This window comes from Paenibacillus sp. FSL R7-0216, assembly GCF_037969915.1.
GTDB classification, from domain to species: Bacteria; Bacillota; Bacilli; order Paenibacillales; family Paenibacillaceae; genus Fontibacillus; species Fontibacillus rhizolycopersici.
Window position 1 is genome coordinate 2,209,516 of the sequence record NZ_CP150222.1, and the last position, 26,239, is coordinate 2,235,754.

Here is a 26,239-nt window from a genome sequence, read left to right on the forward strand (position 1 = left end):
TTATTGGACGATATATCCGGCAGCGATGACGTCCTTTTTGCTTAAAAGAACGGATCCCAGCTCCTTCTTGACACTTATCAAATGGGATCCATTCGTAATCACGGAAGTGAATTCCCCGTCCTTAAGGGTAGAGGTATTCAGACTGAAGGCGATCTCATTCCCTGCTCTGATGACGTATACATTGGGGGTATCATCAGATTGCGATGCCGAAAGTCGCGCGTTCGAAGCGACCAGCTCGGACAGCGTGATCCAGTCATTCTTGGAGCTGAAGGAGATGGACTTGGTGGCTGCATGATAGGTCGTTTCATAATTGAACAAGCTTGCGGCATCCCGGATCGGCACGTAAGTCGCTCCGTTAAAGACCAGCGCATCGGCAGTGAGCTTGGTCTGGCCATTCACCACGAAATTGAAATACTTAATGGTGGCTTTGACCGCCTTCGCCGTAGGCGCCGCTGCCGCCACCGATGCGGAGCCTAATAAGGCGCAGGCGGCAATGACTAACACTATTTTTTTCATAATAATTCCTCCAATCACCTATTGTCTTTAAAAAATATTACCCAGATGTTTATCCAATGACATCGGATTTGTCGGCAATTTGAATTGAATTTAGGCAGGTGTCTGACTCTTGCGAGGGTGCGCGCCTATGGCTTATAATGGAAACACCTTCTATATCGGGGTATGGCGCAGTCAGGTAGCGCGCACCCTTGGGGTGGGTGAGGCCGTGGGTTCGAATCCCGCTACTCCGATCCAGAGCAAACCGATGAAACAGGCAAATTCGGGCGTGAAATTTGTCTGTTTCTTTTTTGTGCGCGGCAAGTATAATCAAAGAACCAAAGAACGAATCGAGGGCTTCTGTCTATGACGAATCAAGAGATATTGGATATTGCCATGCAGCAATCCGCCATCGATGCGAACTGCCGCAAAGAAGACTTCTATCTACAGGAAAACAAGGTTGTGTTATCCACGGAGCATCCAAAGGCCAGGAAATATTTGACCTTACCCTTCTACTGCAATTTGATTTCTTACGGAAATAACATTGTGGCTTCCGTTCATCCGGAGATCCGTGAGGTCGTAGAGTCCTATATTAACAAGTACCCCATTGAGCATTGCTTTGAGACTCCAAATTTACATGTGCTCAACGATGAACTACAGCGAAGAAATCGGCGAATTTGCTTTATGGCCGAATACTTCCTTCCGGATATCCAGATGTTAAAGGCAGGAGAATGTGACTTCGTGACGCGATTGTTGGGACCTGACGATTTTGCCGATTTGTATACGGCGGAATGGAGCAATGCCCTATGCGAAAAGCGAAAACATCTCGATGTCTTGGCGGTCGCGGCTTACGACGGGAACAAGCTGATTGGATTGGCTGGATGCTCTGCGGACGGTGAATCGATGTGGCAAATCGGGGTTGACGTCTTACCTTCCTATCGCCGAAAGGGGATTGCCGCAGCCTTGACAAGCCGCTTGGCCGTTGAGATTCTGGAGCGTGGGAAGGTTCCTTTCTACTGTGCAGCCTGGTCTAATCTGAAATCGGTGCGCAATGCGATAAAAAGCGGATTTCGGCCGGCTTGGGTCGAGATGACCGCGAAAGAAAGCGAATTGGTTGCCTCATTTAACCGCTAGTCGCCCATACCGTTCGTCCATCGTTCTCATACTATGCAGTAGCTTGCATAGGAAGGGGAACAAGGGGAATGGTAGAGGCCTATTATAATTGCCTGCATTGCATGAACAAGAAGGTTCGCATATTAACCCGGGATGGCGGAGTTTATGAAGGCACGGTCGTGAAGGTTGACCGGGATAACGTTTATTTGAAAAGATCAGCGAAGGGCCGGGCGCAAACTTCGGCGTTTATTCCGCCTTACGGTTACGGCTACGGGCCTTATGGCGCTAACGAGGAGATCCTGACGCTCAGCTTGTTTACGCTGCTGGCGATCGCATTAATTTAAGATTAGAACTTAAGCCTCCAAGGGATTGGAGGCATTTTTTTGGAAAAATCGGGATAGGATAAAAACAGGTGAAGTTGCGCGGTTAACCCTGTTTCTTAGTATATTTTCCTTGCTATGGTTAAGGTATTATGGTACAATTCAATTTGTTGTGAATTCGGTGGTCCGCTGCGGATGATGAAGGAGAACAAGGGGTTCTCCGGAAGAGGCATGAACACCTGAGTGGAAGGAGGGAGTCCTAGATGAATATCGTACAAGCGATTACGCAAGAACAGCTTCGCAAGGATATTCCGAGCTTTCGTCCTGGGGACACTTTGAAAGTGTTCGTTAAGGTTATCGAGGGATCTCGTGAACGTGTCCAATTGTTTGAAGGTGTTGTGATCAAGCGTCGTGGCGGCGGAATCAGCGAAACTTTTACGGTTCGTAAAATTTCCAACGGTGTAGGCGTGGAAAGAACTTTCCCGCTTCATTCCCCAAAACTCGATAAAATCGAAGTGGCTCGCCGTGGTAAAGTGCGTCGTGCGAAGTTGTATTATCTTCGCGAACTTCGCGGTAAAGCAGCGAGAATTAAAGAAGTACGTCGTTAATTTTCCGTTAACGAACAGGGGGCTTGGATCCAATCAAGCCCCTTTACTTTTTTCTTGAGTACATATTTTGAGATAAGGAGAGGTCACGTTCCATGGAGAAGCAAGAACAACAGGGCTATCCGGATGTTTCGCCGTCTTCTGGACGAGCGGAACAACTACCTGACGGGCCGGAAACGGTGCAGGCGCCGCCTGCGGGCAAGAAGGAAAAAAGCGAGGCACTGGAATGGCTGAAAGCTATAGCGATCGCCGTTGTGCTGGTTCTCCTGATTCGTTGGCTTTTCTTTGCTCCGTTTATCGTTGACGGCCCGTCGATGCAGCCGAATTTCCATACCGGGGAACGTATCATCGTGAACAAAATCATTTACGATATCCGCGGCCCCAAACATGGCGAAGTCATCGTCTTTCACGTTCCATCCGAGGGACGCGATTTCATTAAACGTGTTATCGGCGTTCCAGGGGATACGGTTCAAGTCGAAGGGGATACGATTACCGTAAACGGTCAGGTTGTGGATGAAACTTACATTAAAGATGCTGTAATTGAGAAGCATAATAATAATGAGCTGTACAATACGGAAGCGAATTTTCCGAATGAGCTAGTTCCGGACGGATCGGTTCCGGAGGGGTATGTCTTCGTACTGGGGGATAACCGTTCGAACAGTACGGACAGCCGGAGGATCGGCTACGTTCCTTACGGAGATATCGTAGGCCGGGCGGACCTGGTGTTCTGGCCGCTCTCGGACCTCCAGTTCATTCGGCACTAGACGAGTTCTGCGCGAATGGGCATACAGTGAGGTCAAGGCGCGTTCTTGGGATAGATGAGGTGAAGGAAAATGACAATTCAATGGTTTCCCGGCCATATGACCAAGGCACGCCGGCAGATTCAAGAGAAGCTCAAGCTGATTGACGTAGTGATTGAACTGCTTGATGCACGCCTGCCCTTGTCCAGCCGCAATCCGATGATCGATGAAATTTTACAGGGGAAACCCCGTTTGATCGTGTTGAATAAATCCGATTTGGCGGATCCATCGGTCACAAGGCAATGGATCGCTTTTTTTAAGCAGGAAGGTTATTTGGCTGTTGAGGCGGACGCAGCAAGCGGGCAAGGCTTGAAGGAAATTCCCCTGCTGGCGAAGGAATTAATGAAAGAGAAGATTGAGAAGCAAATCGCCAAAGGAATTAATCCTCGAGCGGTACGTGCACTAATCGTTGGCATCCCGAATGTTGGCAAATCGACGTTGATTAATGGCTTGGCAGGACGCAAAATCGCCGCAACCGGAGATCGTCCCGGCGTGACCAAAGGACAGCAATGGATTAAGGTTGGCTCGGAGATGGAACTGCTGGACACCCCGGGCATCTTGTGGCCAAAGTTTGAGGATCAAAACGTCGGCTATCGGCTTGCTGTGACAGGAGCGATTCGCGAAGAGATTCTTAACGTGGAAGACATCGCTTTTTTTGCCGTCAAATATTTGGTCCGGTATTACTGGGAGTCGTTTGCGGAGCGATTCGAGCTGGCTCAGGCGCCGCGAGATTCCGAAGATCCAGACGAAATCGTTGCCGTTATGGAGGCGGTCGGGCGTAAGCGTGGTTGTCTCATGAGCGGCGGACGCGTGGATTTGGAGAAAGCTTCAGGCATTCTGCTTCGTGAGTTGAGGGCGGGTAAGCTTGGCCGATACTCGTTGGAAGCGCCTTATTAGTGAATTAAAGCCGTCGGCGGTTGCCGGCGGCTTGTTTTTTTGGCGAAAGGCTGTAGAATCGAGGGAGAGAAGCCGATAATAGAAGGGAGATTCATATTCATAGATGAAGATGATAGAGTGAAGAGTGCACTCCAAGCGTGACTCCCTCATTTCCGGGATGGGGAATGAGATCATCATAGAACAGCTAGCAACGGGGGAAGTTTCACGAAGGATAAGGAGGCTCTATGAACGATTTATTGAAGTATGAGCGGGATTACTGGCAATCGGGCTATTCGCATATCGCGGGGATTGACGAGGTCGGAAGGGGCTGCTTGTTTGGAGACGTGGTAGCGGCCGCGGTGATTTTGCCGCAGGACCTCATCTTAGAGGATGTCGATGATTCGAAGAAACTCAGCGCGAAGAAACGCGATAAGCTATTTGACATCATTATGGAACAGGCGATTGCGGTAGGAATCGGATTTGTGGACGCCGCCACGATCGACCAAATTAATATTAAGCAGGCGACCCGGCGGGCGATGAAGCAGGCGGTTGAGAAGCTTCAGGTACGGCCGGACTTCCTGTTGATCGATGCGGAGAAAGTGGACCTTTCAATTCCCCAGCTCTCGGTGATCAAGGGAGACGCCACCAGCCAATCGATCGCTGCGGCGTCCATTATCGCCAAGGTCACGCGAGACCGTTTATGCCAAGGCGAATGGGATGCGCGTTATCCCGAATACGGAATCGCCGTACATAAAGGTTATGCGACGAAGCTGCATCGCGAACAGATACAAGCGCTGGGGCCGACGCCGATGCATCGAAAGAGCTTTATGCGCAATTTGTTCGTTGAGGAACAAACATTGTTTTAACCGGCATTTCTTACCCGCTCTCGTTAGAGGCGGGTTTTCCATATCGTAAACGAAGTGAGGGGGGAGCTTATGAATATCGGACCGCTGCTGCGCAGCATGATGGGGGACGTTCGTTCCGGAGAACCCAAGTCGCTGGAACTCAAGACGGGGCAGGTGGTCCGCGGTACGGTATTGTCCGTCTCCGAAGATGGGCAAGAAGCCGTCATCCAAGTGCAAGGCGTCAAACTCCACGCTGCATTGGAAACGCCGTTGCGTCCAGGGGAAACGACGCTCTTGCAAGTACAGCCGGATTCCAAGGACGGACTAGCGGTGTTGAAGCCGGTACAGTCGGCGCCTGGGGCCGTATTGTCGGCCGCTTCCTTGGCTAAAGCGCTCGAATCACTGGGACTCGAGAATACCGCAACGAACCGGGATTTACTGCAGCTCATGCAAAAAAGCGGGATTCCGTTAACGAAAGACAATTTATCGCTCCTGCAGCAAGTGAATGGGCAGAAGCCGGCCGGGGTGCCTTTGTCAGAATGGATTCAAGCGGTAGGGATTGCTCTCGGCCGGGGATTGCCGTTAACGGGTGAGTCGGTAGCCGGGCTGCATCAAGCGGTTTTTGGGCCGCCGCTGCACGTCTTGCTTTCCTCCCTTGAGGAGCAAATGGCTGGATTCTTACGCCAAGCGGGGCAGGAAGCGACGACGGCTTCTTCGGGGCAGACAACGTCGACATTCCCGTTGGCCGGTACGGCTTCGCAAGCGTCAGGGGCGAATCCCCCAACGGCCGAAGGGGCTGCGGTTCAAGCCGGGGCAACTCCCCTCGGCGGAGGAGCTCAGTCGAACCAAGCGGCCGGGTTGGTCCAGTTAGCCCGGCAGGGGGCTTTTGCGGACGCCGTGAGCGGGCCGCAGACGGTTCAGCCGGGCCTGCAAGGGCAAGCCGCCGGTGGAACTGGCGGGGCGCTGGTCGCGAAGCTGCAGGCCGTGCTGGCGGAGCTGCAGGCGTCCATGCTCCAGGAGGGCATGGACGGCGGGTCGGTACCGGGCCGGGGGTCTAGCGGCCCGGTCGGGGGGGCTCCCGTCGCTGCAAGCGTGACGGGAGGCGCTGGCGCTGCCGCCGGAGGCCCGGCCTCGGCGGCGATACCGCCGCAAGGCGAAGGGCCCGCAGGGCCTTCGCCAGCGGGCACGCACCCCACCCCCGCGGCGGAGCCGTGGGTGGGGCGCGTGCTGAAGCTGCTCGGTGCGGAGCACGAGCAGCAGGCGCTGCGCGCGACCGCGCCGGCGGGTACGCCGGCCGCGGGAGCGGCGCAGGAAGCGCCGCCTGCGGCAGGCGCTTCGGCGCGGGCCGCCGCCGGGGGCGCGGAGGCGCCCGGCGGCCAGGCTGCCGGCAGCGGGCCTGCGGCCGCGCCGGAGGCGGCGCCAACGCCGCTGCGCCAAGTGGCAGCGGCGGGCGGCGCAACCCCGGGCGAGGGGCTGACCCCGCCCGGAAAAGACCCGGCCGCGCCGGCGGAAGCGCGCGCGGGCCAATCCCCAGTGCAGCCGTCAGGCATCGCCGATGAAGCCGTAGCCGTAGCCGCCCGCAACAACGGCGGCAGCGTTGGCACATCGGCAACGGGCACGGCCGCGCACGAGACGCTGAAAGGCCTTCTCCTGCAGGTGATGGCCTCAGACGATCTGCCCGCGCCGCTTCAGGAGGCGGCACGCCAGCTCGTCCAGCAGTTGACCGGACAGCAACTGCTGCTGAACACGGACCGGACCGCGCCGTTTGCACAGGTCACGATGTTCCTGCCCTTTGTCGGACCGGACGGTCGACAAACCGCCGCGGTACACATCGAGTCGCGGCGCGGGCGCAAAGGCGAGCTGGATCCGGACAATTGCCGGCTGTGGTTCGATTTACAGATGAAAGCGCTAGGCCAGATCATGGTGGATGTGCAGGTCGCCGACAAGAAGGTGCTGCTCAAAATTTATAGTGAAAAGGAAGCGACAGGCGCTTTTCTTGAATCTCGTCAAGCGGAGGTAAGCCTGGCGTTGGAGGGGGCAGGGTACCGGCTATTGTCGCTGAAAGCCGAACCTTTGATTCAGCCAACGAGCGCGGAGGGGGTCGAGGCGGATTTCAGTCTGCCTATGTCTTATGCGCCGAGCGTATATAAAGGGGTGGATTACCGCGTATGAAGGAGAACCCGCATGCTTCCGACTTGGCTTTCAAAAAAGCGGTCGCGCTTAAATACGATCCCGGCCAAGGCGAAGCTCCGGTCGTCGTAGCCAAAGGCAAGGGCTTGATCGCCGATCAGATTCTGGACGCGGCTTTAGAGCACGGGATTCCAATCCAGGAGGATGCCGCCTTGGTTGAGGTACTGTCCAAGCTGGATCTGGATCAGCAAATCCCCTCCGAATTATTTGACCTGGTGGCCGAAATTCTAACCTTTATTTATCGATCCGATAAAATGGCGGAAAGAGGGTTGTTCTTTGAGTAACCTCGATGTAAATGAGCGAAGAACAGACGGTCGAAAAGACCGCGGCCGCAAAGCGGAACAGGCCGCCTGTGAGCACCTGCTGTCGCACGGGTTTACCGTGGTAGAGCGAAATTGGCGCTGCCGCACGGGGGAGATTGACATTATCGCCCGCAAAGGGAATACGCTTATCATCGTAGAAGTACGGAGCCGTAGCCAACAGGCTGCGGCTTTCGGCACACCGGCCGAATCGATCACCGCCCGGAAAATCAAGCAGGTTCGTGACACGGCCGTTGTTTATCTTCATCGTACGGGGCAATCGGATGCAAACATTCGTTTTGATGTGGTGGCCGTAACGTTCGGCAAGAATAATGACATCACGCTGGAACATATCGAAGCAGCTTTTTAAAGTGGGTTCACGTTTGGCGTTCCCAATTTGTAGTATTGCACGATTATCCCTTTCGTTCAGATGGATAGTAAGGTGCCCTAGTACGCTTAATTACATGATCAAACGGGATAATCATGCAAAGTGTCGGGATAGGGCAGAGTACTCCTTGTACCCTTACCTGTGATTCCGAAGAAATGAAACCGGCTCACCCCGCAATCTCTTGCCGACGATCCAATTGACGGTATTGGATGGCTTCCGCCACATGTTCGGCCCGGATGCGGGTCTCCCCAGCGAGATCGGCAATGGTTCTCGATAGCTTGATGATTCGATCATAAGCCCGCATGCTAAGGCCCAGCGTATCGAAGGAAACCTGCAGCAGCTTGGCGGCATCGGGGTTCAGCGGAGCGAATCGACGGAGCAGGCTGCCGTACAACTCGCTGTTCCGGGTGATTGGGCTTCCGTGATAACGTTCCTGCTGGATCCGTTCGGCCGCCATCACCTGTTCCCGCATCGCTCCAGAGCCGAGGGGCTGGGAGTCCTCCTGCCACCGCTGAGGACGGGGGACCTCTACCTGCATATCGATCCGGTCCAATAGCGGGCCGGATATTTTTTCTCGGTATTGTGCAATGCGCCAAGGGGTACAGGTGCACTTCGGCAGCGGGGGTTCCGCACCCTGGTATCCACAAGGACACGGATTCAATGAACCGGCCAACAGAAAATGAGCAGGGAACGTGAACGACGCCCGGGAACGACTGATCGTGACGAAGCGATCCTCCAGCGGCTGACGCAGCACCTCCAGCACGTTTCTGGAAAACTCCGGCAACTCGTCTAGAAACAATACGCCGTGGTGGGCGAGACTGACTTCGCCCGGCTTAGGAATTCCGCCGCCTCCGATCAAGCCTCCGGCGGAGATGGTATGATGCGGCGAGCGGAAGGGTCGGCGCAGGATCAGACCTTGACTGGAGTCGCCGAGCTTGCCGGCGGAGCTATATATTTTCGTAACCTCCAGCGATTCTTCCGACGTCAAGGGCGGCAGGATGGAGGGAAGCCTTTGCACTAGCATCGTTTTGCCCGTGCCTGGCGGGCCGATCAGCACGATATTATGGAAACCGGCGGCAGCAATCGTCAGCGCTCGTTTGATTTGCCGTTGCCCTAAGACATCGCTATAGTCTAGCAATGGGGGAAGATCGACCGAGGTAGCGATGGCTTCGGTTTTTTGCTCAAGGTGATTCAACGATTGCAGGACGAGCGGAGCCTGCTCCTCCTGCTTATCCAGCTCCCGGATAGAACGCAAAGGATGCAGAGCGCTGGCTGTCTGAAGCTGGGCTTCGAGTGAGGGGGGAGCCAGCTCCGATAGATGGCTAAGACCGTAGACTCGAATCCCTCCCAGCAGCAACGCTTCCGCGGCATTGTCTTGCGGCAGCAGGACGGCGGTAAAGCCGTCGCGCCGTGCTCGATCGACCATGGACAAGACGCCGGGGACCGGCCGCAGCGTGCCGTCGAGCGACAGCTCGCCGATAATGAGCAGTCGCTCCTCCGGCGGTAGTTTCACCTGATCGCTGGCTGCCAATAACGCGAGGGCGATGGCCAAATCGAAAGCGGATCCTTCCTTGCGCAGATCGGCTGGCGCCAAATTGATCGTGACGCGTTGAAGCGGAAAGCGATACCCGCAATTTTTGATCGCCGCCCTTACCCGGTCGATCGCTTCACGAACCGCGGAGTCCGGCAAACCAACGATGCTGGTTTGCGGGATTCCGTTGGACAAGTCGACCTCGACCTCGATCATCACCCCATCAATACCGTATAAGCAAGCGCTGTACAATTTTCCGTACATAACAAAAACACCTCTTTCCATGTCGATTCGAATCCTTGCTTGGGCAAGGCCAGATTGGAAAAAGGTGCTTCCTTATTATCCCAGTTAATGAAGTTACACGTATTCTAGGACGAACCGTTACGATTGTCAAGCTTTTCAAAGCCAAAGAGGCGGCGCGATAGAGGTAAGTTCTATCTCTGTTCCCCTCCGGAACGCTCTTATTTATGGACGGCCTTGCTAAATATCATGATGTCTCTGGTTAATAGTAAAAAGGCAAGCGTATACCTCACAAACGCGGCACGTATCGGCATTGCCGAATTTTATCGAAATTCATCTCATGGTGAGATGTGTGCGCGCGCAATACGATTTGTTCGCAGATTGCCTCATTGAAAATTCGCCCTTTGAATCCAACTCTTCGAAGCTTTGAAAGCGGTTAACGAAAATTCGGCTGTTCTACCTTTCTGCGTCACTTATTCATCTCAAAGTGAGATGAAAACGATATAAAAAAGTTGTGTATAAATCATGAACTTTTTAAGGTAAGCGTTTCAAAATAGTGGTACAATATTCTGGGTTTCAGCTGATGTAATTTGAGAAGGGGGACCACAAGCCGCTGGTTTTTGGACCCTCTAAATACCGCCTGTTGATAGGAGGATTTTTACGCATGAATATCCATGAATATCAAGGAAAAGAAGTCCTTAAGCAGTACGGCGTGGCCGTTCCTGAAGGACGTGTGGCGTTTACGGTCGAGGAAGCTGTGGAAGCGGCGGTAGCGCTGGGGACCCCGGTTGTCGTGGTCAAGGCGCAAATCCATGCCGGAGGCCGCGGGAAAGCCGGCGGCGTAAAAGTGGCGAAGAATTTGGATGAGGTCAGATCTTATGCTCAGGATATCCTCGGTAAGGTACTGGTGACCCATCAGACGGGGCCGGAGGGCAAAGAAGTGAAGCGCCTTTTGATCGAGCAAGGCTGCGATATTAAGAAGGAGTATTACATCGGCGTTGTCGTGGACCGAGGAACGGGCCAAGTGACGATGATGGCGTCCGAGGAAGGCGGCACGGAAATCGAAGAGGTTGCGGCCGCGACTCCGGAGAAAATTTTCAAAGAGGCGATCGACCCGGCTATCGGCTTGACGCCGTTTCAGGCGCGCCGGTTGGCTTATGCGATTCACATTCCAAACGAATTGGTTGGCAAGGCCTCGCAATTTATGCTGGCTTTATATGAAGCATTTGTGGACAAAGATTGCTCCATTGCGGAGATCAATCCGCTGGTTGTCACGGGTGACGGAAATGTGATGGCACTCGACGCGAAGCTCAATTTCGATTCCAACGCGCTGTTCCGCCATAAGGATATTTTGGCTTTGCGCGACCTGGAGGAAGAAGATGAGAAGGAAATCGAAGCCTCGAAATTTGACCTCAGCTATATCGCGCTGGATGGCAATATCGGCTGTATGGTCAATGGGGCGGGTCTCGCGATGGCAACGATGGACATCATCAAATACTACGGCGGTGACCCGGCTAACTTCCTGGACGTTGGGGGCGGCGCTACGGCGGAGAAGGTAACGGAAGCGTTCAAAATCATCCTGTCGGACGCCAAGGTGAAGGGCATTTTTGTCAACATTTTCGGCGGTATCATGAAATGCGACGTCATTGCTTCGGGCATCGTGGAAGCGGCGAAGCAGGTTGGTTTGGACCGCCCGCTCGTCGTGCGCCTGGAGGGGACGAACGTTGATTTGGGCAAGCGGATTTTGGCCGAATCGGGACTTGCGATCGTTTCCGCAGATTCGATGGCGGATGGTGCCCAGAAAATCGTAGCGCTCGTATCCTAACGGACGCATATAGAACGCAATCACCTATCCATAAGGGGAGGCTCGAAATATGAGTATTTTGGTCGATAAGAATACGAAGGTCATCACCCAGGGGATCACCGGGAAAACCGCGTTGTTCCATGCCAAGGGGGCACTCGACTACGGCACGCAAATGGTCGGGGGAACGTCGCCGGGCAAGGGCGGCACGAAGGTAGACATCGCCTTAGAGAGCGGCGAAACCGTCAGCCTGCCGGTGTTCAACACGGTTCGCGAAGCCAAGGAAGCGACTGGCGCTACCGCCAGCGTCATTTATGTTCCGCCGGCATTTGCCGCGGATTCGATCCTAGAAGCTGTAGAAGCGGAATTGGATCTGGTCATTTGTATTACGGAAGGCATTCCGGTCCTTGATATGGTGAAGGTTAAACGTTATATGGAAGGAAAAAAGACGGTTCTGATCGGTCCGAACTGTCCGGGCGTGATTACGCCGGGCGAATGCAAGATCGGAATCATGCCGGGGTATATCCATTTGCCTGGTCATGTCGGCGTCGTTTCGCGCAGCGGCACGTTGACATATGAAGCGGTGCATCAGCTGACGACGCGCGGCATCGGCCAATCCTCGGCAGTCGGCATCGGCGGGGACCCCGTGAAGGGTTCGGAGTTCATCGATATTCTGCGCCGGTTTAATGACGACGATAACACGCACGCCGTGATCATGATTGGGGAGATCGGTGGTACGGCCGAAGAGGAAGCGGCGGAGTGGATCCAGAAGAACATGACGAAACCTGTCGTCGGGTTCATCGGCGGCGTAACGGCGCCTCCGGGCAAACGGATGGGCCATGCCGGCGCGATCATTTCCGGGGGGAAAGGTACGGCGAAGGAAAAAATCGCCAAGCTGGAGTCCTGCGGTATTCAGGTTGCGCCAACTCCGTCCGAAATGGGCGCGACGCTTGTGAGCGTACTGGAGGAGCGCGGCATTCTGAATTTATGCACGACACATTGATCTTTTTTTGATATAATCATTCGCAAAGGTAAGCAACCTTCTCAGCCCAAAGCGGCTTGGAAGGTTGCTTTTTTTTATTTCAGAGGAGGGATTCGGGAGTGGAGAAGAAGTGGGTTTTGGCAGGTTTGCATGAATGCCCCGGGGTGGGATGGAAATCGCTTCAGCGAATTGTTGAATACGATAAGGATTGGGAGCATGCCCTAGAGTTTACTGCAGCCGATTGGATGGAACGGGGGCTGGATCGGGAGCTTGCGCTGCACCTGTCGGAACAGTTCAACGCCGGTTGGATTGATGCTCGAATGGAACAACTTTGCCTCAAAGGCATACAGGTGATTACAAGGTTGGATTCGGAGTATCCTATTTTAATGAAGGAGACCGCTCGGCCACCATGGGTTTTGTATGTCCTTGGAGATGTACGGCTGCTTAACGGCCTCTCCGTGGCGATGGTGGGCACGCGATTGCCAACTGCCTATGGGCGCAAGGTAGCTGCAGATTTGGCAGGGGAGCTTAGCGCTCGCGGAATTACCGTCGTTAGCGGGATGGCCCGGGGGATCGACGGGGTTTGCCATGAAGCGGCGTTGCAAGCCGGCGGGCCGACCTTAGCCGTATTGGGTACCGCCATCGATGTCGCTTATCCTCCGGACCATGTCTCGCTGTATCGCCGGATTACCGAGCAAGGGCTCATCGTTTCGGAGTATCCCATCGGCACACCGGGGCATCCCGGGATGTTTCCGCAGCGCAACCGGATCATCGCAGGGATCAGCCGGGGTACCGTGGTGGTGGAAGCCGATGCCCGGAGCGGTTCGTTGATCACGGCGGATATGGCGCTGGAGGCCAATCGCGACTTGTTTGCCGTCCCGGGTCCGGTCACCTCGCCGAAAAGCCGGGGGACGTTGTCGCTGCTGAAGCAGGGAGCAGCCAAAATCGTCACCGAAGCCAAGGATATCTGGGAGGAATACGAGGCCTTTTTACCTTCCGCGAAGGAATTCAAAAAGGAAGCGGTAACAGGAAACAAGTTGACAGATGAGGAGCGGCGCATATACCATATGTTGGAGCAGGGCATCACGAGTTTCGATGATTTGCTCGTGCAGACGGGGTGGGATTTTGGACTTTTACATTCAGTTCTGTTATCTTTAATCATGAAAAAAACGGCGGTTCAACTCCCCGGCTCTGTGTACCAGTTAATATAGTCCTTTCCTAACCAAGAATGGCCCCAATATATGACTATATGAGAGGTAGTTCAAAAAGTCATTCTTTGATCACGAAGTAGAATCAAGAAGATTATTCGACATCGAATCTTGAATTCATCCAACCATCTTGGTGCTGAAAAGCTGACTTTTTGAACTTGATTACTAAATTGAATGAAGTTTCGTATTGTTTGAGAGGAGGACGAACCTGTGGCGGATTCACTCGTCATCGTAGAATCGCCTGCCAAGGCGAAAACGATTGGCAAATACTTAGGCAGCAAATACATCGTGAAAGCCTCAATGGGTCATGTTCGCGATTTGCCCAAGAGTCAAATTGGGGTTGAAGTAGAGAACGACTTCAGTCCGAAGTATATTACGATCCGTGGGAAGGGTTCCGTATTAAAAGAATTAAAGGATGCCAGCAAAAAAGTAAAAAAAATCTATCTGGCAGCTGACCCCGATCGCGAAGGCGAAGCGATTGCCTGGCATCTGGCCCACGTTCTGGACGTGGATCAAACGGAAACATGCCGTGTCGTATTTAATGAAATTACGAAGCAAGCGGTGAAAGATGCGTTCAAGACCCCACGCCAGATCAATATGGATCTTGTGAACGCGCAGCAAGCCAGACGGATTCTGGATCGGTTGGTTGGTTACAAGGTCAGCCCGCTGCTGTGGAAGAAGATCAAAAAAGGGATGTCGTTTGGCCGCGTACAATCGGTTGCGTTGAAAATCATCTTGGATCGGGAGAACGAAATCTCCGAATTTGTTCCGGAAGAATACTGGAGCATTACGGCGAAGCTGAAAACCGGAGATTCTGCGTTCGAAGCGAAGTTTCACCAGTTCCAAGGCCAAAAGCTGGAGCTGCAAAGCGAACAGCAGGTTCAGGAAATCCTGAAATCGATTGAGAAAGCTAAGTTTAGCGTGGCCGAAGTGAAGGAGAAAGAACGCCTCCGCCATCCGGCTGCGCCGTTTACGACAAGCTCCCTGCAACAGGAGGCTGCCCGTAAGTTGAATTTCCGCGCAGCGAAGACGATGTCCGTTGCTCAGCAGCTCTATGAAGGGGTTGACCTCGGCAAAGAGGGAACCGTTGGTCTGATCACCTATATGCGTACGGACTCAACGCGAATTGCCGCCTCGGCTCAAGAGGAAGCGAAGGAATATATTCTGGGTAAATTCGGTGAAGCCTTTGCACCCGAAACGCCGCGTCAATATTCCAAAAAAGCCGCCAGCGCGCAGGATGCTCACGAAGCGATTCGTCCGACATCGGCGATGCGCGATCCGGAATCGGTGAAGGAATTCACTAGCCGCGACCAATACCGGTTGTATAAATTGATTTGGGACCGTTTTATGGCCAGCCAAATGACGTCTGCCGTGCTGGACACGATGTCGGTCGATATTGCTGTAGGTGAAGCGACCTTCCGTGCCGTTGGCTCGAAAATCCGTTTTCCTGGATTCATGAAGGTGTACGTGGAAGGCAACGATGATGGGAACGCCAATGAGGATGATAAATTCTTACCGCCTCTGCAAAAAGGGGAAGTGTTGGTTAAAGAATCGATCGAACCGAAACAGCATTTCACCCAACCGCCACCGCGTTACACCGAGGCACGTTTGGTCAAAACGCTGGAGGAGCTGGGGATCGGACGCCCAAGTACGTATGCCCCAACACTGGAGACGATTCAAAAACGCGGCTACGTCGCCATCGAAGAGAAGAAATTCATGCCTACCGAGCTAGGCGAGCTCCTTATTGAGCAGACAGAACAATTCTTCCCGGAGATCCTAGACGTTGAGTTTACCGCTCATATGGAGGAGGACCTTGACCATGTCGAGGAAGGCTCCGAGGATTGGGTACGGGTGCTCGGCGAATTTTATGAATCGTTCGAGAAGCGACTTCGCGTTGCAGAAGAAGAAATGAAGGAAGTCGAAATCGAAGACGAAGTCTCCGATGAAATTTGTGAAAAATGCGGGAAACCGTTGGTGTATAAATTGGGACGGTTCGGGAAGTTCCTGGCATGCTCCGGATTTCCGGATTGCCGCAATACCAAACCGATCGTTAAGGATATCGGCGTCACCTGCCCGAAATGTAAGGAGGGCCATGTGGTCGAACGCCGAAGCAAAAAAGGACGGGTTTTCTATGGCTGTGACCGTTATCCAGAGTGCGATTTCGTCTCATGGGATAAACCGTCCCCTAAGCCTTGTCCGAAGTGTGGTTCACTGCTTGTGGAGAAACGGAACAAGCAAGGCGGGAAACTCCAATGCACGGCTTGCGATTACGTGGAAGCGATCGAGGACAACGACGACGGTTCGGATGATTAAGACGAGTCTTGCAAGAACTTGCGGACATTGACAACTTAGAAACTCAGCAAGGATTTTGGGGGGATTAGAGAATGACGAACAAAGTAACGGTCATTGGCGCGGGACTGGCCGGCAGTGAAGCGGCTTGGCAGATCGCGAGCCGAGGGATCCCCGTGGTCTTGTACGAGATGCGTCCGGTGGTCAAAACCCCGGCGCATCATACCGATAAATTCGCCGAGCTGGTCTGCAGCAACTCGCTGCGGGCGAACGGTTTGACGAACGCGGTTGGCGTGCTAAAGGAAGAGATGCGGATGCTGAACTCGCTGGTGCTCGGTGCTGCGGACCGTAACGCGGTGCCGGCCGGCGGAGCGCTGGCGGTTGATCGGGACGGTTTCTCCGGGGAAATCACTCGCACGCTCAGTGAGCACCCGCTGATCGAAGTGGTGAATGAGGAAATCACGGAGATTCCGACAGAAGGGATCGTCGTTATTGCGACGGGGCCACTAACGTCTCCTGCTTTATCGGAGCAGATCCGGAAGTTGACCGGTGAGGATTATTTTTACTTCTACGATGCCGCCGCTCCGATTGTGGAGAAGGAATCGATCGATATGAACAAAGTGTACTTAGCTTCACGGTATGACAAAGGCGAAGCGGCTTACCTCAATTGCCCGATGACCGAAGAGGAATTCGACGCCTTCTACGAAGCATTGATTAACGCAGAAGTGGCGCAGCTGAAGGACTTCGAGAAAGAAGTATACTTTGAAGGCTGCATGCCGATTGAAATCATGATGCGCCGCGGCAAGCAAACCGCGTTGTTCGGGCCGATGAAGCCGGTTGGTCTCGTGAACCCGCATACCGGGAAGTTGCCGCACGCGGTCGTACAGCTGCGTCAGGACAACGCTGCCGGTACATTGTACAACCTGGTTGGCTTCCAGACCCACTTGAAATGGGGCGAGCAAAAACGCGTCTTCTCCATGATCCCAGGTCTCGAAAACGCCGAGTTCGTCCGCTATGGCGTGATGCACCGCAACACGTTCATCAACTCGCCGAGGCTGATGATGCCGACGTATCAATTGAAGACTCGGCCAACCTTGTTCTTCGCCGGACAGATGACCGGCGTTGAAGGCTACGTCGAGTCCGCCGCGTCCGGCTTGATTGCCGGGATCAACGCCGCCCGTGCCGCAGCCGATACGGAAGGGATCGTCTTCCCGGAGGATACGACGCTAGGCAGCATGGCGCGTTATATTACCACCGCGGACTTCGAGCACTTCCAGCCGATGAACGCCAACTTCGGCTTATTTCCGAAGCTGGACATCCGCTATCGCAAGAAAGCGGAGAAAAACGAAGCGCTCGCTCATCGCGCGCTCAATAGCTTGCGAGCCTTTATGGCAGAAGAACGGTTGGGTTAATCCACCGTTTTTTTGCAATCTAGGGGGCAAACGGGTTATGCTGAAAGCAAGGATATTCATACACATAGAATTAGCCCAATAAAGCAGAACGTAAGCGAATCCCGAAGGGAAAGCGTTCCACGCACATAGTTAAGCGCATCCCCGCAGGGGACAGCGTTTCAGGAGCGCCTCAGTCGGTCCCACGTTCTCGAAATGCTCCAGGTAACCCAGGAGAACCCCAAGTGAGACGTACCCGAAGGGGGAAAAGCGTTCCGCGCACGAATTAGAGCGCATCCCCGCAGGGGACAGCGTTTCAGGAGCGCCTCAGTCGATCGCACGTTCTTCCCCTTGCGGGAGTCCAGAGGGCAGCAGGCCCTCGGGCGCCCTCCCTTACGGTAAGGGAGGGATGGGGAGGGTTGAGATTCAAGAAAGGAAGTGCCAAAACACTCATGGATCTAACTTTTCACGCCACAACAATTTGCGCTGTACGACATAATGGCAAAGGGGCCATCGCCGGTGACGGGCAAGTTACGTTTGGGCAGAACGTCGTGATGAAGCAGACGGCGAAGAAAGTACGCCGGTTATACCGCGGGCAAGTGGTGGCTGGTTTTGCCGGCTCGGTTGCTGATGCCATCACGTTATTCGAAAAATTCGAAGGCAAGCTGGAGGAGCACCAAGGCAACTTGCAGAGAGCTGCTGTCGAGCTAGCCAAGGATTGGCGGCAAGATCGTGTGCTGCGCAAGCTGGAGGCATTGATGATCGTGATGGACAAATCCGGTATGCTGCTGATTTCCGGCGGCGGGGAAATTATCGAGCCGGATGACGATGTGTTGGCAATCGGGTCAGGCGGCAACTTCGCGTTGTCGGCTGCACGGGCGCTCAAACGTCATGGCCAGGGTCTTGAAGCCAAAGATATTGCTCGAGAATCCCTTCAGATTGCTTCGGAAATTTGTGTCTATACCAACAATAACATTATTGTTGAGGAGCTTTGAGGTTCCGTTGAAACTATCGTGTTCAGGGGGGACGAATCATGACCGATAAAAATTTAACGCCCAGACAAATCGTGGCTGAATTGGATAAATACATCGTAGGGCAAAAGCAAGCCAAAAAATCGGTTGCTGTCGCTCTGCGTAACCGGTACCGGCGTAGTCTTCTCCGGGAAGAGGTTCAGGATGAGATCGTGCCGAAGAACATTCTGATGATCGGGCCGACCGGTGTGGGGAAAACGGAAATTGCCCGCCGGCTCGCCAAGCTCGTCGGCGCCCCATTTATTAAAGTGGAAGCGACGAAGTTCACCGAGGTCGGTTATGTTGGCCGGGACGTCGAGTCGATGGTGCGCGATCTGATCGAAACGGCGATCCGTACCGTGAAGCTGGAGCGAACCGAAAAGGTGAAGGACAAGGCCGAAGAGCTTGCGAATGAACGTCTGGTTCACATTCTGGTGCCTTCCGAAAGCAAAGCCAAAGGGGTGCGTAATCCCTTTGAAATGTTATTCGGGGGAGGCAACGGAAACGGCACCCCTGACCAGGAGCAGCCGGAAGAAGATGGTACGCTGACGGAACGTCGCCGTCAAGTACGGTTCAAATTGCTGGCCGGCCAAATGGAGAATGATATCGTGGAAGTCGAAGTAGAGGACAATGCGCCAACGATGATGGATATGTTCGCAGGTCAAGGGAACGACCAGCTCGGCATGAACATGCAGGAAATGTTCGGCAGTCTTCTACCTAAACGGACCAAGAAGAGAAAGCTGACGGTCAAAGAAGCCCGCAAGGTACTGACGCAGGAGGAAGCAGCTAAGCTGATCGATCAGGACGATTTGATTCAAGAAGCCGTCACGCGAGCGGAGCAAACCGGGATCATCTTTATTGACGAAATCGATAAGGTTGCCAGTCGAGGTCAAGGTTCGGGGCCGGACGTTTCCCGTGAGGGCGTGCAGCGCGATATTCTGCCCATCGTGGAAGGCTCAACGGTCATGACTAAATACGGACCGATTAAAACCGACTACATTTTGTTTATCGCAGCGGGGGCTTTCCATATTGCTAAGCCATCTGATTTGATCCCCGAGCTACAAGGGCGTTTTCCGATTCGGGTTGAGCTGAGCAGCTTATCGCTGGAGGATTTTGTATCGATCTTGACCGAGCCGGAGAACGCTTTGACCAAACAGTACATCGAACTGCTGCGCACGGAAAATCTAGAAATTGAGTTCTCGGACACAGCGATCCATGAAATCGCTCGTATTGCGGCTTCGGTTAACACGAATACCGAAAACATTGGAGCCAGACGGCTGCATACGATCCTCGAGAAGCTGCTGGAGGACCTGTCCTTTGAAGCTCCAGAGCTGACGCTCGAGAAAATGGTGATCACTCCGGAATACGTAAAGGAAAAACTAGGAAATATTGCCCAGGATCGAGACCTTAGTCAATTTATTTTGTAAATCCATCTGATTCGAATCAGAAATGGATATTTACAAGCTAGGACCTGATCCGTTTTTCACAATATTGTAAAAACTCAGGCCACTTCGCCATCTTAGGCGGGTGGTCTTTATTTATTCCTAGAAAGGTGATTGATTTTAATAGATATGGATGATGTTGGTTTTTGACGATTATTATGTAAAATTTTCATTTTTGACCAAAAACGATGTCAAAGTCATGAAAGATAGGGCTTTTTTCTTATTGTAATAATGTCGAATCTCCTTGAAACTTAGGATATATGACATTATTAAACAGCATTCATGTCTAGGACGTAAGAAAGACAATTAAAAGACAATAATTAGCAAAAAAAATGTCGAAAAAAGAGGATTTGTCTATTGTTTGTAGAATCATTAATGATTAAGATCGAATGAGACTAAGGGGGGAACTAATGTGCAGTTGTTGAATGGGGTGGGATTTGACAGGCTTGATACCGCGATTCAGGCCGCAAATCTTCGGCAAGGGGTTATCTCCAATAATATTGCGAACGTGGACACCCCTTACTTTAAAAGATCCAGCGTGTCTTTTGAAAGCATGCTGCAAGCAGAGATGAACGACGGTATGCCTGCGCTCCAAGGAAGGAGAACGAACGTGAGGCATTTCGTTATAGGTCCAACGAACGAGGTTCCTGAACCGGTCGTAGGCACGGATCAAAGTACGGCAATGAACAACAACCAGAATAACGTCGATATCGACAGCGAAATGACAAAACTTGCCGAAAATCAACTGAGATATAACGCTTATGTCGAGCAAATGAATTATTTGATTAAAATGAAGCGTACCGCCGTTGAAGGGAGATAATCGGCATTGAATATCAATGACAGTTTTGGGATTAGTTCTTCCGCATTAACCGCACAACGTCTTCGTATGGACGTGATTTCCTCTAATATCGCTAATGCCGATACGACTCGGGCCAAGATTGAGGACGGCAAAGCTGTTCCTTACCGGCGCAAAACGGTTGTTATGGCACCCAAGGAGATGGATTTCGATCGTGCCTTGAATTCGGCTATGGGTAAGGATGCGAGTAGCCAAGGGGTAAAAATCACGAAAATTCAAGAAGATGCCTCGCCATTTAAACCGGTTTACAACCCGACACACCCTGATGCAGACAGTGAAGGGTATGTCTATATGCCGAATGTCGATGTTTTGAAAGAGATGGTAGACATGATTTCGGCAACCCGCTCTTATGAAGCTAACGTTACGGCGCTTAACGCCAGCAAAGCGATGTTTACCAAAGCCTTGCAAATCGGTAAATAGACTAGAAAAGATAACATAATTCGTAGTTAGGAGTGTTGCACGTTGATCGAGAGAATGAGTTTTGACTCCTTAAAGCCGGTGACAGGAACGCAAACGTCCGGCAATGCGCAGAATCTCACGCCTGCGGAATCCATGAAGCAATTCAGTTCTTTTCTTAGCGATGCGCTGGACGGAGTTGCTGCACAGGAAACCAATGTACAACAGGTGAATAGCCAGTTTCTGTTAGGGAAAGTAAATGCCGATGAGATGATGATCGCCTCGGAGCAAGCCTTGTTAAGTTTGCAGTTGACTACGCAAGTCCGGAATAAAGTGATAGAAGCTTATCAAGAGATTATGCGTACGCAAATTTAAGGACTGAACATGCTCGGATGAGGTGACATTGTGAATGAGAGAATTACACAGTACCGAGATCGAATGCTAGGGTACTGGAACCAATTTGGTAAAAAACAAAAAACATTTATTATCGCAACCGTAACTTTTGCGCTGCTCGCCATCATCCTGCTGACGATCCAATTTTCCAAAACGGAATATGACGTGGCATTTACCGGCCTCGATTCAACCGATGCGGCAGGAATCATCAATTACCTAGAATCCAGCGGGGTTCCGTACAAGCTGGGACCGGACGGTTCCACGATCTCGGTGCCTAGCAAGGAAGCAGCACGGGTTAAGGTCGATGTCGGTTCGCAAGGGATCGTACAGAGTGGGTCAATCGGTTTGGATGCCTTTAATGAGAGTTCTTCCTTAATCGGCATGACCGACAATGAATTTAACGTGAAGTATAAAACCGCCATTAACGGCGAAGTTGAAAAACTGCTGAAGCGCATGCAGGGAATCAATGACGCTAAGGTGCTTCTCAACCTTCCAGCGGAGAATGTATTCGCCAGCCCGGAAGACCAGGAGAAGGCGTCGGCTTCGATCGTCCTCTCGTTCAAGCCAGGGTACCGGCCGAATCAGGAAGCCATCGACGGGTATTTCAATTTGGTAAAGACTTCGGTTCCGAATTTGCCGGTAGAGAATATCTCGCTTTCGTCGAGTGATGACACCGTATTGTTGCCAAGTGGACAAGGTGGAGCAACGGGGTCGTTAACCACGGCGGTTCAGGAGAACATGGCCCTGCAGAAGAAATTCGAAAGCGATGTTCGCCAAAGCGTGAAGCAGTTCCTTTCCAGACTAACCGGTCCGGACAAAATCGAAGTGCTGGTTGCTTCAAAGCTGAATTTTGACCAGGTTAGCCAGAAGGATAATCTTGTAACACCGGTGGATACCGAAAATATGAAAGGTATCGAAATTAGCGCACAAAAAGTGCAGAAGAGCTATACCGGAGCGGCTAGTCCGACTAGCGGAGTTCCAGGTACCGGTCAAGAAGACGTCGTTAATTATCCTTCAGCAGAAACAAGCGGGGGATCGTCTTCGGAAGAGAGCTCGTCGACAATCAACTATGAAGTTAATCGGATTACGAAGGATATTATCGCTAGTCCATACGTTATAAAGGATTTAACCATTAACGTGGCTGTTGAACCACCAGTTGGTCAAGATACTTTGGATGAGAATACGCAGTCCGCGATTGAAAATATCTTAAAAAACATCGTCGGTTCCTACCTGGCAGATTCGGGTACTACCTATACAGACGAAGAATTGCAGAAAAAAGTTTCAGTGTTGTCCCAGCCATTCCATTCGGACGCGACCCAAACCAGCGGTTTGAGTTTGTCGAGCCCGTTGGTCTGGGGTGTGGGGGGCGCGGCTCTGCTGGCACTGGCAGGTCTCGGAATCGTCTTGTTCCGCCGCCGCAAGAAAGCGACGGAAGCGGAAGAAGATCTCGCTTTGCCGCTTACGCCGGAATTCCCGTCCATTAATCTGGATACGGTCACGAATGAAAACCAAGTGCGCAAACAACTGGAAACGTTGGCCAAGAAGAAGCCTGACGAATTCGTTAACTTGCTTCGCACCTGGCTGGCTGATGAATAGAGGTGAACGCATTGTCAAAAACATCGAGCCCGGGTTTAAGCGGGAAGCAGAAGGCAGCCATATTGTTGATTACGTTAGGGCCCGAGGTGTCAGCGCAAATTTTCAAGCACTTGCGGGATGATGAGATCGAGCAGCTCACCCTGGAGATCGCCAACGTTCGTAAAGTCGACGGCACGGAAAAAGAAATGATTATGGCGGAGTTTCACCAGATCTGCCTTGCTCAGGAGTATATCACCCAGGGCGGCATTAATTACGCCAAGGAAATTCTGGAGAAAGCGCTGGGCCAATCGAAGGCGGTGGATATCATCAACCGCCTGACCGCAACTTTGCAGGTCCGGCCTTTCGATTTTGCCCGTAAGGCAGATCCAAATCAAATTCTCAACTTTATTCAGAACGAAAACGCGCAAACGATCGCTTTGGTTTTGTCCTACTTGCAATTCGAACAAGCGGCTGCCATCCTGTCTTCGCTTCCGCAGGAGAAGCAGGCAGAGGTCGCGAGAAGAATCGCGGTTATGGACAGTACTTCACCGGAGGTCATTGCTCAGGTCGAACGCGTGCTGGAACAGAAGCTCTCCGCAACGGTTACGCAGGATTACACCAGCGCTGGCGGTATCGAGTCCATCGTACAGATTCTGAATGGGGTCGACCGGGGAACCGAAAGAACCATCCTCGACTCGCTGGAAATCCAGGATCCCGAGTTGGCCGAAGAAATCAAAAAGCGGATGTTCGTCTTCGAGGATATCGTCAACATCGACAATCGTTCGATCCAACGAATTATCCGCGATATCGAGAACGCCGATTTGCAGCTTGCCCTCAAAGTGGCCAGCGAAGAAGTCCGCGAGGCCGTCTTCCGCAATATGTCGAAACGGATGTCCGAGACATTCAAGGAAGAAATGGAATACATGGGGCCGGTGCGGTTGCGTGATGTGGAAGAGGCACAAACCCGCATCGTAGCTACGATCCGCAGACTGGAAGAAGCCGGTGAGATTATTATCGCCCGCGGCGGAGGAGATGACATCATTGTCTAATTTGATCAAGGTGTCTCAATACGTACCGGTCGAAATCTTAAAACAACTAAATTTAGCTAAGATCCATACCTCTGCTGAGGACACACCTTCTGCACAAACCGAGAAAACGAGCGTTCACAGCCCTTCTGTTGAAGATCTTGCAGCAGAAGAAACGAGACGACAAATGCTGGCCGATGCCAAGGAGTTTGCCGAACGCCAGGTAAGGGAGGCTGCGGAGCAGGCGGAACTTATGTTAGCCGAAGCCCGCGAGCAAATCGAAGCCTGGTGGCAAGAACGCCGCGAACAGGACGAGCATATGATTGAAGCTTTGAAGGCGGAGGGCTTCAATCAGGGTTATGAAGAAGGAAAAACACAGGCAGAAGAAACAATGCGCTCCCGCATCGACGAGATGATGAACGAAGCCGGTTCGGTCCTGCAACATGCTTATGTTGAGAAAGAACGCATCATTCAGGAAGCGGAGCCGTTCGTGGTTGAATTGAGCTGCGCGATAGCCGAGAAAATCATCGACAAGCAGCTTGAGCTTGAGCCGGATTACGCGATGGACCTGATCAAGAAGAGCCTAGCTCGCAAACGAGAGCAGGGAATTCTAACGTTATGCGTTTCGCCGGGCGACTTCGCTTTCGTACAGGCGGCCCGCGAAGAACTGAGTCTAGCTATCGACTCGCAGGCCGAACTTCAGATCCTACCGGATCCAACGGTGAAGGATCGCGGTTGTGTCATTCGCTCCTCTTTCGGCAGCGTTGACGCCAGAATCGATACCCAGTTGTCGGAGATCAAAAAAGAACTATTGCGGGTTTCTCTACAAACGGAGGAGCGAGGTCAGGCGTATGACGATGTTGAGAGCTGAACGTTATATCGATCACCTTAGGCAACTTGATCCGATCCGAATCAACGGGAAAGTGACACAGGTCATCGGGCTGATGGTCGAATCCGAAGGCCCGGACGCCAGCATAGGCGATTTATGTTATATCTACCCCAGCAAGGCCGCTCAACCACTCCAAGCCGAAGTGGTTGGGTTTCGTGATAACAAGGTGTTGCTTATGCCGCTGGGCGAGCTCCAAGCGATTGGTCCCGGATGTGATGTCGTCGGGACCGGCAAACCGCTGACCGTTCAGGTTGGATCCGAACTGCTCGGTAAGGTGCTGGATGGCTTGGGTCAACCGCTGGACGGGTCCCTGTTGCCATCGAGGATGGGACATTATTCAACGTACAACAAACCAATGAATCCGCTGAATCGTCCGAGAGTTACCGAGCCAATAGGCATCGGGGTGCGAGCTATCGATGGTCTGTTAACAATCGGCAAAGGCCAGCGGGTTGGGATATTCGCCGGCTCCGGGGTCGGAAAGAGTACGTTGATGGGGATGATCGCTCGTAACACTTCGGCAGACGTTAACGTGATCGCGCTTGTCGGGGAACGGGGGCGTGAGGTGCTAGATTTTATTGAACGGGATCTTGGCCCCGAAGGGTTGGAACGTTCCGTCGTCGTCGTGGCAACCTCCGATCAACCGGCTTTGATCCGGATGAAGGGGGCTTTGATTGCCACAACGATCGCTGAGTATTTCCGGGATCGCGGCCTTAACGTCATGCTCATGATGGATTCCGTTACTCGCTATGCGATGGCACTTCGCGAGGTAGGACTAGCAGTTGGGGAACCGCCGGCTATGCGCGGATATACCCCTTCCGTGTTTGCTGCATTACCGAAATTAATGGAGCGTGCGGGAACCGGGCCTACCGGATCGATTACCGCTTTCTACACCGTACTCGTTGACGGCGACGATATGAATGAACCGATTGCCGATGCAGTCCGGGGAATCTTGGACGGCCATATCGTGCTGAACCGCGGGATCGCGAATAAGGGGCATTTTCCCGCGATTGATATTCTGGCGAGCATTAGCCGGGTGATGAAGGATATCGTGACGGACGACCAGAATGAGGCGGCCGATAACCTGAAGCGGCTGATGGCCGTGTATAAGGATTCCGAGGATTTGATCAATATCGGTGCGTATCAGCCGGGCTCCAACGCGGATATCGACGAAGCGATCGGCGCGATCCAAGAGATATGGAACTTTACGAAACAGAGGGTCAATGAGAAAGTGAAGCTCACTGAAGTGCAGGAACGGCTAATTTCCGAATTCGCAAGGAGATGAAACG

At 52.7% G+C, this 26,239-nt stretch carries 25 protein-coding genes and 1 tRNA gene; 24 read left to right on the forward strand and 2 right to left on the reverse strand.

What is annotated here, in order from left to right:
* Positions 1 to 516, reverse strand: coding sequence for a stalk domain-containing protein (locus MKZ15_RS09875; RefSeq protein WP_193415194.1), 516 nt, complete (start codon positions 514 to 516; stop codon positions 1 to 3).
* Positions 517 to 671: 155 nt separating this feature from the next.
* Here MKZ15_RS09875 and MKZ15_RS09880 point away from each other — a divergent pair.
* From MKZ15_RS09880 to MKZ15_RS09925, 10 genes are all read left to right on the forward strand, one after another.
* Positions 672 to 750, forward strand: a tRNA-Pro gene (locus MKZ15_RS09880).
* Between the two features lie 108 nt (positions 751 to 858).
* Positions 859 to 1,626, forward strand: coding sequence for a GNAT family N-acetyltransferase (locus MKZ15_RS09885; protein ID WP_193415195.1), 768 nt, complete (start codon positions 859 to 861; stop codon positions 1,624 to 1,626).
* Positions 1,627 to 1,694: 68 nt separating this feature from the next.
* Positions 1,695 to 1,949, forward strand: coding sequence for a hypothetical protein (locus MKZ15_RS09890; protein ID WP_155607338.1), 255 nt, complete (start codon positions 1,695 to 1,697; stop codon positions 1,947 to 1,949).
* Positions 1,950 to 2,188: 239 nt separating this feature from the next.
* Positions 2,189 to 2,533 carry a 50S ribosomal protein L19 gene (gene rplS / locus MKZ15_RS09895; RefSeq protein ID WP_155607337.1) on the forward strand — a complete coding sequence of 115 codons (345 nt, stop codon included), beginning with the start codon at positions 2,189 to 2,191 and terminating at the stop codon, positions 2,531 to 2,533.
* A gap of 92 nt (positions 2,534 to 2,625) precedes the next feature.
* Positions 2,626 to 3,294: a signal peptidase I gene (gene lepB, locus MKZ15_RS09900; RefSeq protein ID WP_339821648.1), complete on the forward strand. Its 669-nt coding sequence runs from the start codon at positions 2,626 to 2,628 to the stop codon at positions 3,292 to 3,294.
* Between the two features lie 69 nt (positions 3,295 to 3,363).
* Positions 3,364 to 4,227, forward strand: coding sequence for a ribosome biogenesis GTPase YlqF (ylqF, locus tag MKZ15_RS09905; protein WP_155607335.1), 864 nt, complete (start codon positions 3,364 to 3,366; stop codon positions 4,225 to 4,227).
* A gap of 224 nt (positions 4,228 to 4,451) precedes the next feature.
* A complete protein-coding gene (locus MKZ15_RS09910; RefSeq protein ID WP_155607334.1) occupies positions 4,452 to 5,072 on the forward strand; it encodes a ribonuclease HII in 621 nt (206 codons plus the stop codon).
* A 69-nt stretch (positions 5,073 to 5,141) separates the two neighbouring features.
* On the forward strand, positions 5,142 to 7,223 hold the full coding sequence (locus MKZ15_RS09915; RefSeq protein WP_339821652.1) for a flagellar hook-length control protein FliK: 2,082 nt from the start codon (positions 5,142 to 5,144) through the stop codon (positions 7,221 to 7,223).
* Positions 7,220 to 7,525: an EscU/YscU/HrcU family type III secretion system export apparatus switch protein gene (locus MKZ15_RS09920; protein WP_155607332.1), complete on the forward strand. Its 306-nt coding sequence runs from the start codon at positions 7,220 to 7,222 to the stop codon at positions 7,523 to 7,525. Before MKZ15_RS09915 ends, MKZ15_RS09920 begins: the two co-directional genes overlap by 4 nt.
* Positions 7,518 to 7,910 carry a YraN family protein gene (locus tag MKZ15_RS09925; protein WP_339821655.1) on the forward strand — a complete coding sequence of 131 codons (393 nt, stop codon included), beginning with the start codon at positions 7,518 to 7,520 and terminating at the stop codon, positions 7,908 to 7,910. The genes MKZ15_RS09920 and MKZ15_RS09925 overlap by 8 nt, the downstream gene beginning before the upstream one ends.
* 184 nt (positions 7,911 to 8,094) lie before the next feature.
* On the opposite strand, the gene MKZ15_RS09930 is transcribed toward MKZ15_RS09925, so the two are convergent.
* On the reverse strand, positions 8,095 to 9,723 hold the full coding sequence (locus tag MKZ15_RS09930) for a YifB family Mg chelatase-like AAA ATPase (RefSeq protein ID WP_339821658.1): 1,629 nt from the start codon (positions 9,721 to 9,723) through the stop codon (positions 8,095 to 8,097).
* Between the two features lie 640 nt (positions 9,724 to 10,363).
* Between MKZ15_RS09930 and sucC the strand changes: the two genes are divergently transcribed.
* The 14 genes from sucC (at position 10,364) to fliI (ending at position 26,235) form a co-directional block, all read left to right on the forward strand.
* On the forward strand, positions 10,364 to 11,524 hold the full coding sequence (gene sucC / locus MKZ15_RS09935) for an ADP-forming succinate--CoA ligase subunit beta (protein WP_339821661.1): 1,161 nt from the start codon (positions 10,364 to 10,366) through the stop codon (positions 11,522 to 11,524).
* A gap of 49 nt (positions 11,525 to 11,573) precedes the next feature.
* Entirely contained in the window at positions 11,574 to 12,503 is a 930-nt protein-coding gene (sucD, locus tag MKZ15_RS09940; protein WP_155607328.1) for a succinate--CoA ligase subunit alpha, read from the forward strand.
* A 98-nt stretch (positions 12,504 to 12,601) separates the two neighbouring features.
* Complete coding sequence (gene dprA, locus MKZ15_RS09945) at positions 12,602 to 13,693, forward strand: DNA-processing protein DprA (RefSeq protein WP_339821665.1); 1,092 nt, start codon at positions 12,602 to 12,604, stop codon at positions 13,691 to 13,693.
* Between the two features lie 207 nt (positions 13,694 to 13,900).
* Complete coding sequence (topA, locus tag MKZ15_RS09950) at positions 13,901 to 16,003, forward strand: type I DNA topoisomerase (RefSeq protein WP_193415203.1); 2,103 nt, start codon at positions 13,901 to 13,903, stop codon at positions 16,001 to 16,003.
* Positions 16,004 to 16,074: 71 nt separating this feature from the next.
* Positions 16,075 to 17,391, forward strand: coding sequence for a methylenetetrahydrofolate--tRNA-(uracil(54)-C(5))-methyltransferase (FADH(2)-oxidizing) TrmFO (gene trmFO, locus MKZ15_RS09955; RefSeq protein WP_213621733.1), 1,317 nt, complete (start codon positions 16,075 to 16,077; stop codon positions 17,389 to 17,391).
* A gap of 428 nt (positions 17,392 to 17,819) precedes the next feature.
* Positions 17,820 to 18,362, forward strand: coding sequence for an ATP-dependent protease subunit HslV (hslV, locus tag MKZ15_RS09960; RefSeq protein WP_155607411.1), 543 nt, complete (start codon positions 17,820 to 17,822; stop codon positions 18,360 to 18,362).
* Between the two features lie 38 nt (positions 18,363 to 18,400).
* Entirely contained in the window at positions 18,401 to 19,804 is a 1,404-nt protein-coding gene (gene hslU / locus MKZ15_RS09965) for an ATP-dependent protease ATPase subunit HslU (RefSeq protein ID WP_339821671.1), read from the forward strand.
* A 427-nt stretch (positions 19,805 to 20,231) separates the two neighbouring features.
* Positions 20,232 to 20,639, forward strand: coding sequence for a flagellar basal body rod protein FlgB (gene flgB / locus MKZ15_RS09970; protein WP_193415206.1), 408 nt, complete (start codon positions 20,232 to 20,234; stop codon positions 20,637 to 20,639).
* Between the two features lie 6 nt (positions 20,640 to 20,645).
* Positions 20,646 to 21,095 (forward strand): flagellar basal body rod protein FlgC, encoded by a 450-nt coding sequence (gene flgC, locus MKZ15_RS09975; protein ID WP_155607324.1) that lies wholly within the window; start codon positions 20,646 to 20,648, stop codon positions 21,093 to 21,095.
* 42 nt (positions 21,096 to 21,137) lie between these two features.
* Positions 21,138 to 21,446: a flagellar hook-basal body complex protein FliE gene (gene fliE, locus MKZ15_RS09980; RefSeq protein ID WP_339821673.1), complete on the forward strand. Its 309-nt coding sequence runs from the start codon at positions 21,138 to 21,140 to the stop codon at positions 21,444 to 21,446.
* A 30-nt stretch (positions 21,447 to 21,476) separates the two neighbouring features.
* Positions 21,477 to 23,060, forward strand: coding sequence for a flagellar basal-body MS-ring/collar protein FliF (fliF, locus tag MKZ15_RS09985; protein ID WP_193415207.1), 1,584 nt, complete (start codon positions 21,477 to 21,479; stop codon positions 23,058 to 23,060).
* Between the two features lie 11 nt (positions 23,061 to 23,071).
* Positions 23,072 to 24,088, forward strand: coding sequence for a flagellar motor switch protein FliG (fliG, locus tag MKZ15_RS09990; RefSeq protein WP_155607323.1), 1,017 nt, complete (start codon positions 23,072 to 23,074; stop codon positions 24,086 to 24,088).
* Positions 24,081 to 24,935, forward strand: a complete 855-nt coding sequence (locus tag MKZ15_RS09995; RefSeq protein WP_193415208.1) for a FliH/SctL family protein — start codon at positions 24,081 to 24,083, stop codon at positions 24,933 to 24,935. The genes fliG and MKZ15_RS09995 overlap by 8 nt, the downstream gene beginning before the upstream one ends.
* Entirely contained in the window at positions 24,916 to 26,235 is a 1,320-nt protein-coding gene (fliI, locus tag MKZ15_RS10000; protein ID WP_339821680.1) for a flagellar protein export ATPase FliI, read from the forward strand. The genes MKZ15_RS09995 and fliI overlap by 20 nt, the downstream gene beginning before the upstream one ends.
* The last annotated feature ends 4 nt before the right edge of the window (positions 26,236 to 26,239 follow it).

What these genes read in the sequence shown, in the direction of transcription:
- MKZ15_RS09875 (WP_193415194.1), bottom strand. Translation starts at nt 516, where the DNA reads ATGAAAAAAATAGTGTTAGTCATTGCCGCCTGCGCCTTATTAGGCTCC.
- MKZ15_RS09885 (WP_193415195.1), top strand. Translation starts at nt 859, where the DNA reads ATGACGAATCAAGAGATATTGGATATTGCCATGCAGCAATCCGCCATC.
- MKZ15_RS09890 (WP_155607338.1), top strand. Translation starts at nt 1,695, where the DNA reads ATGGTAGAGGCCTATTATAATTGCCTGCATTGCATGAACAAGAAGGTT.
- rplS (WP_155607337.1), top strand. Translation starts at nt 2,189, where the DNA reads ATGAATATCGTACAAGCGATTACGCAAGAACAGCTTCGCAAGGATATT.
- lepB (WP_339821648.1), top strand. Translation starts at nt 2,626, where the DNA reads ATGGAGAAGCAAGAACAACAGGGCTATCCGGATGTTTCGCCGTCTTCT.
- ylqF (WP_155607335.1), top strand. Translation starts at nt 3,364, where the DNA reads ATGACAATTCAATGGTTTCCCGGCCATATGACCAAGGCACGCCGGCAG.
- MKZ15_RS09910 (WP_155607334.1), top strand. Translation starts at nt 4,452, where the DNA reads ATGAACGATTTATTGAAGTATGAGCGGGATTACTGGCAATCGGGCTAT.
- MKZ15_RS09915 (WP_339821652.1), top strand. Translation starts at nt 5,142, where the DNA reads ATGAATATCGGACCGCTGCTGCGCAGCATGATGGGGGACGTTCGTTCC.
- MKZ15_RS09920 (WP_155607332.1), top strand. Translation starts at nt 7,220, where the DNA reads ATGAAGGAGAACCCGCATGCTTCCGACTTGGCTTTCAAAAAAGCGGTC.
- MKZ15_RS09930 (WP_339821658.1), bottom strand. Translation starts at nt 9,723, where the DNA reads ATGTACGGAAAATTGTACAGCGCTTGCTTATACGGTATTGATGGGGTG.
- sucC (WP_339821661.1), top strand. Translation starts at nt 10,364, where the DNA reads ATGAATATCCATGAATATCAAGGAAAAGAAGTCCTTAAGCAGTACGGC.
- sucD (WP_155607328.1), top strand. Translation starts at nt 11,574, where the DNA reads ATGAGTATTTTGGTCGATAAGAATACGAAGGTCATCACCCAGGGGATC.
- trmFO (WP_213621733.1), top strand. Translation starts at nt 16,075, where the DNA reads ATGACGAACAAAGTAACGGTCATTGGCGCGGGACTGGCCGGCAGTGAA.
- hslV (WP_155607411.1), top strand. Translation starts at nt 17,820, where the DNA reads ATGGATCTAACTTTTCACGCCACAACAATTTGCGCTGTACGACATAAT.
- hslU (WP_339821671.1), top strand. Translation starts at nt 18,401, where the DNA reads ATGACCGATAAAAATTTAACGCCCAGACAAATCGTGGCTGAATTGGAT.
- fliI (WP_339821680.1), top strand. Translation starts at nt 24,916, where the DNA reads ATGACGATGTTGAGAGCTGAACGTTATATCGATCACCTTAGGCAACTT.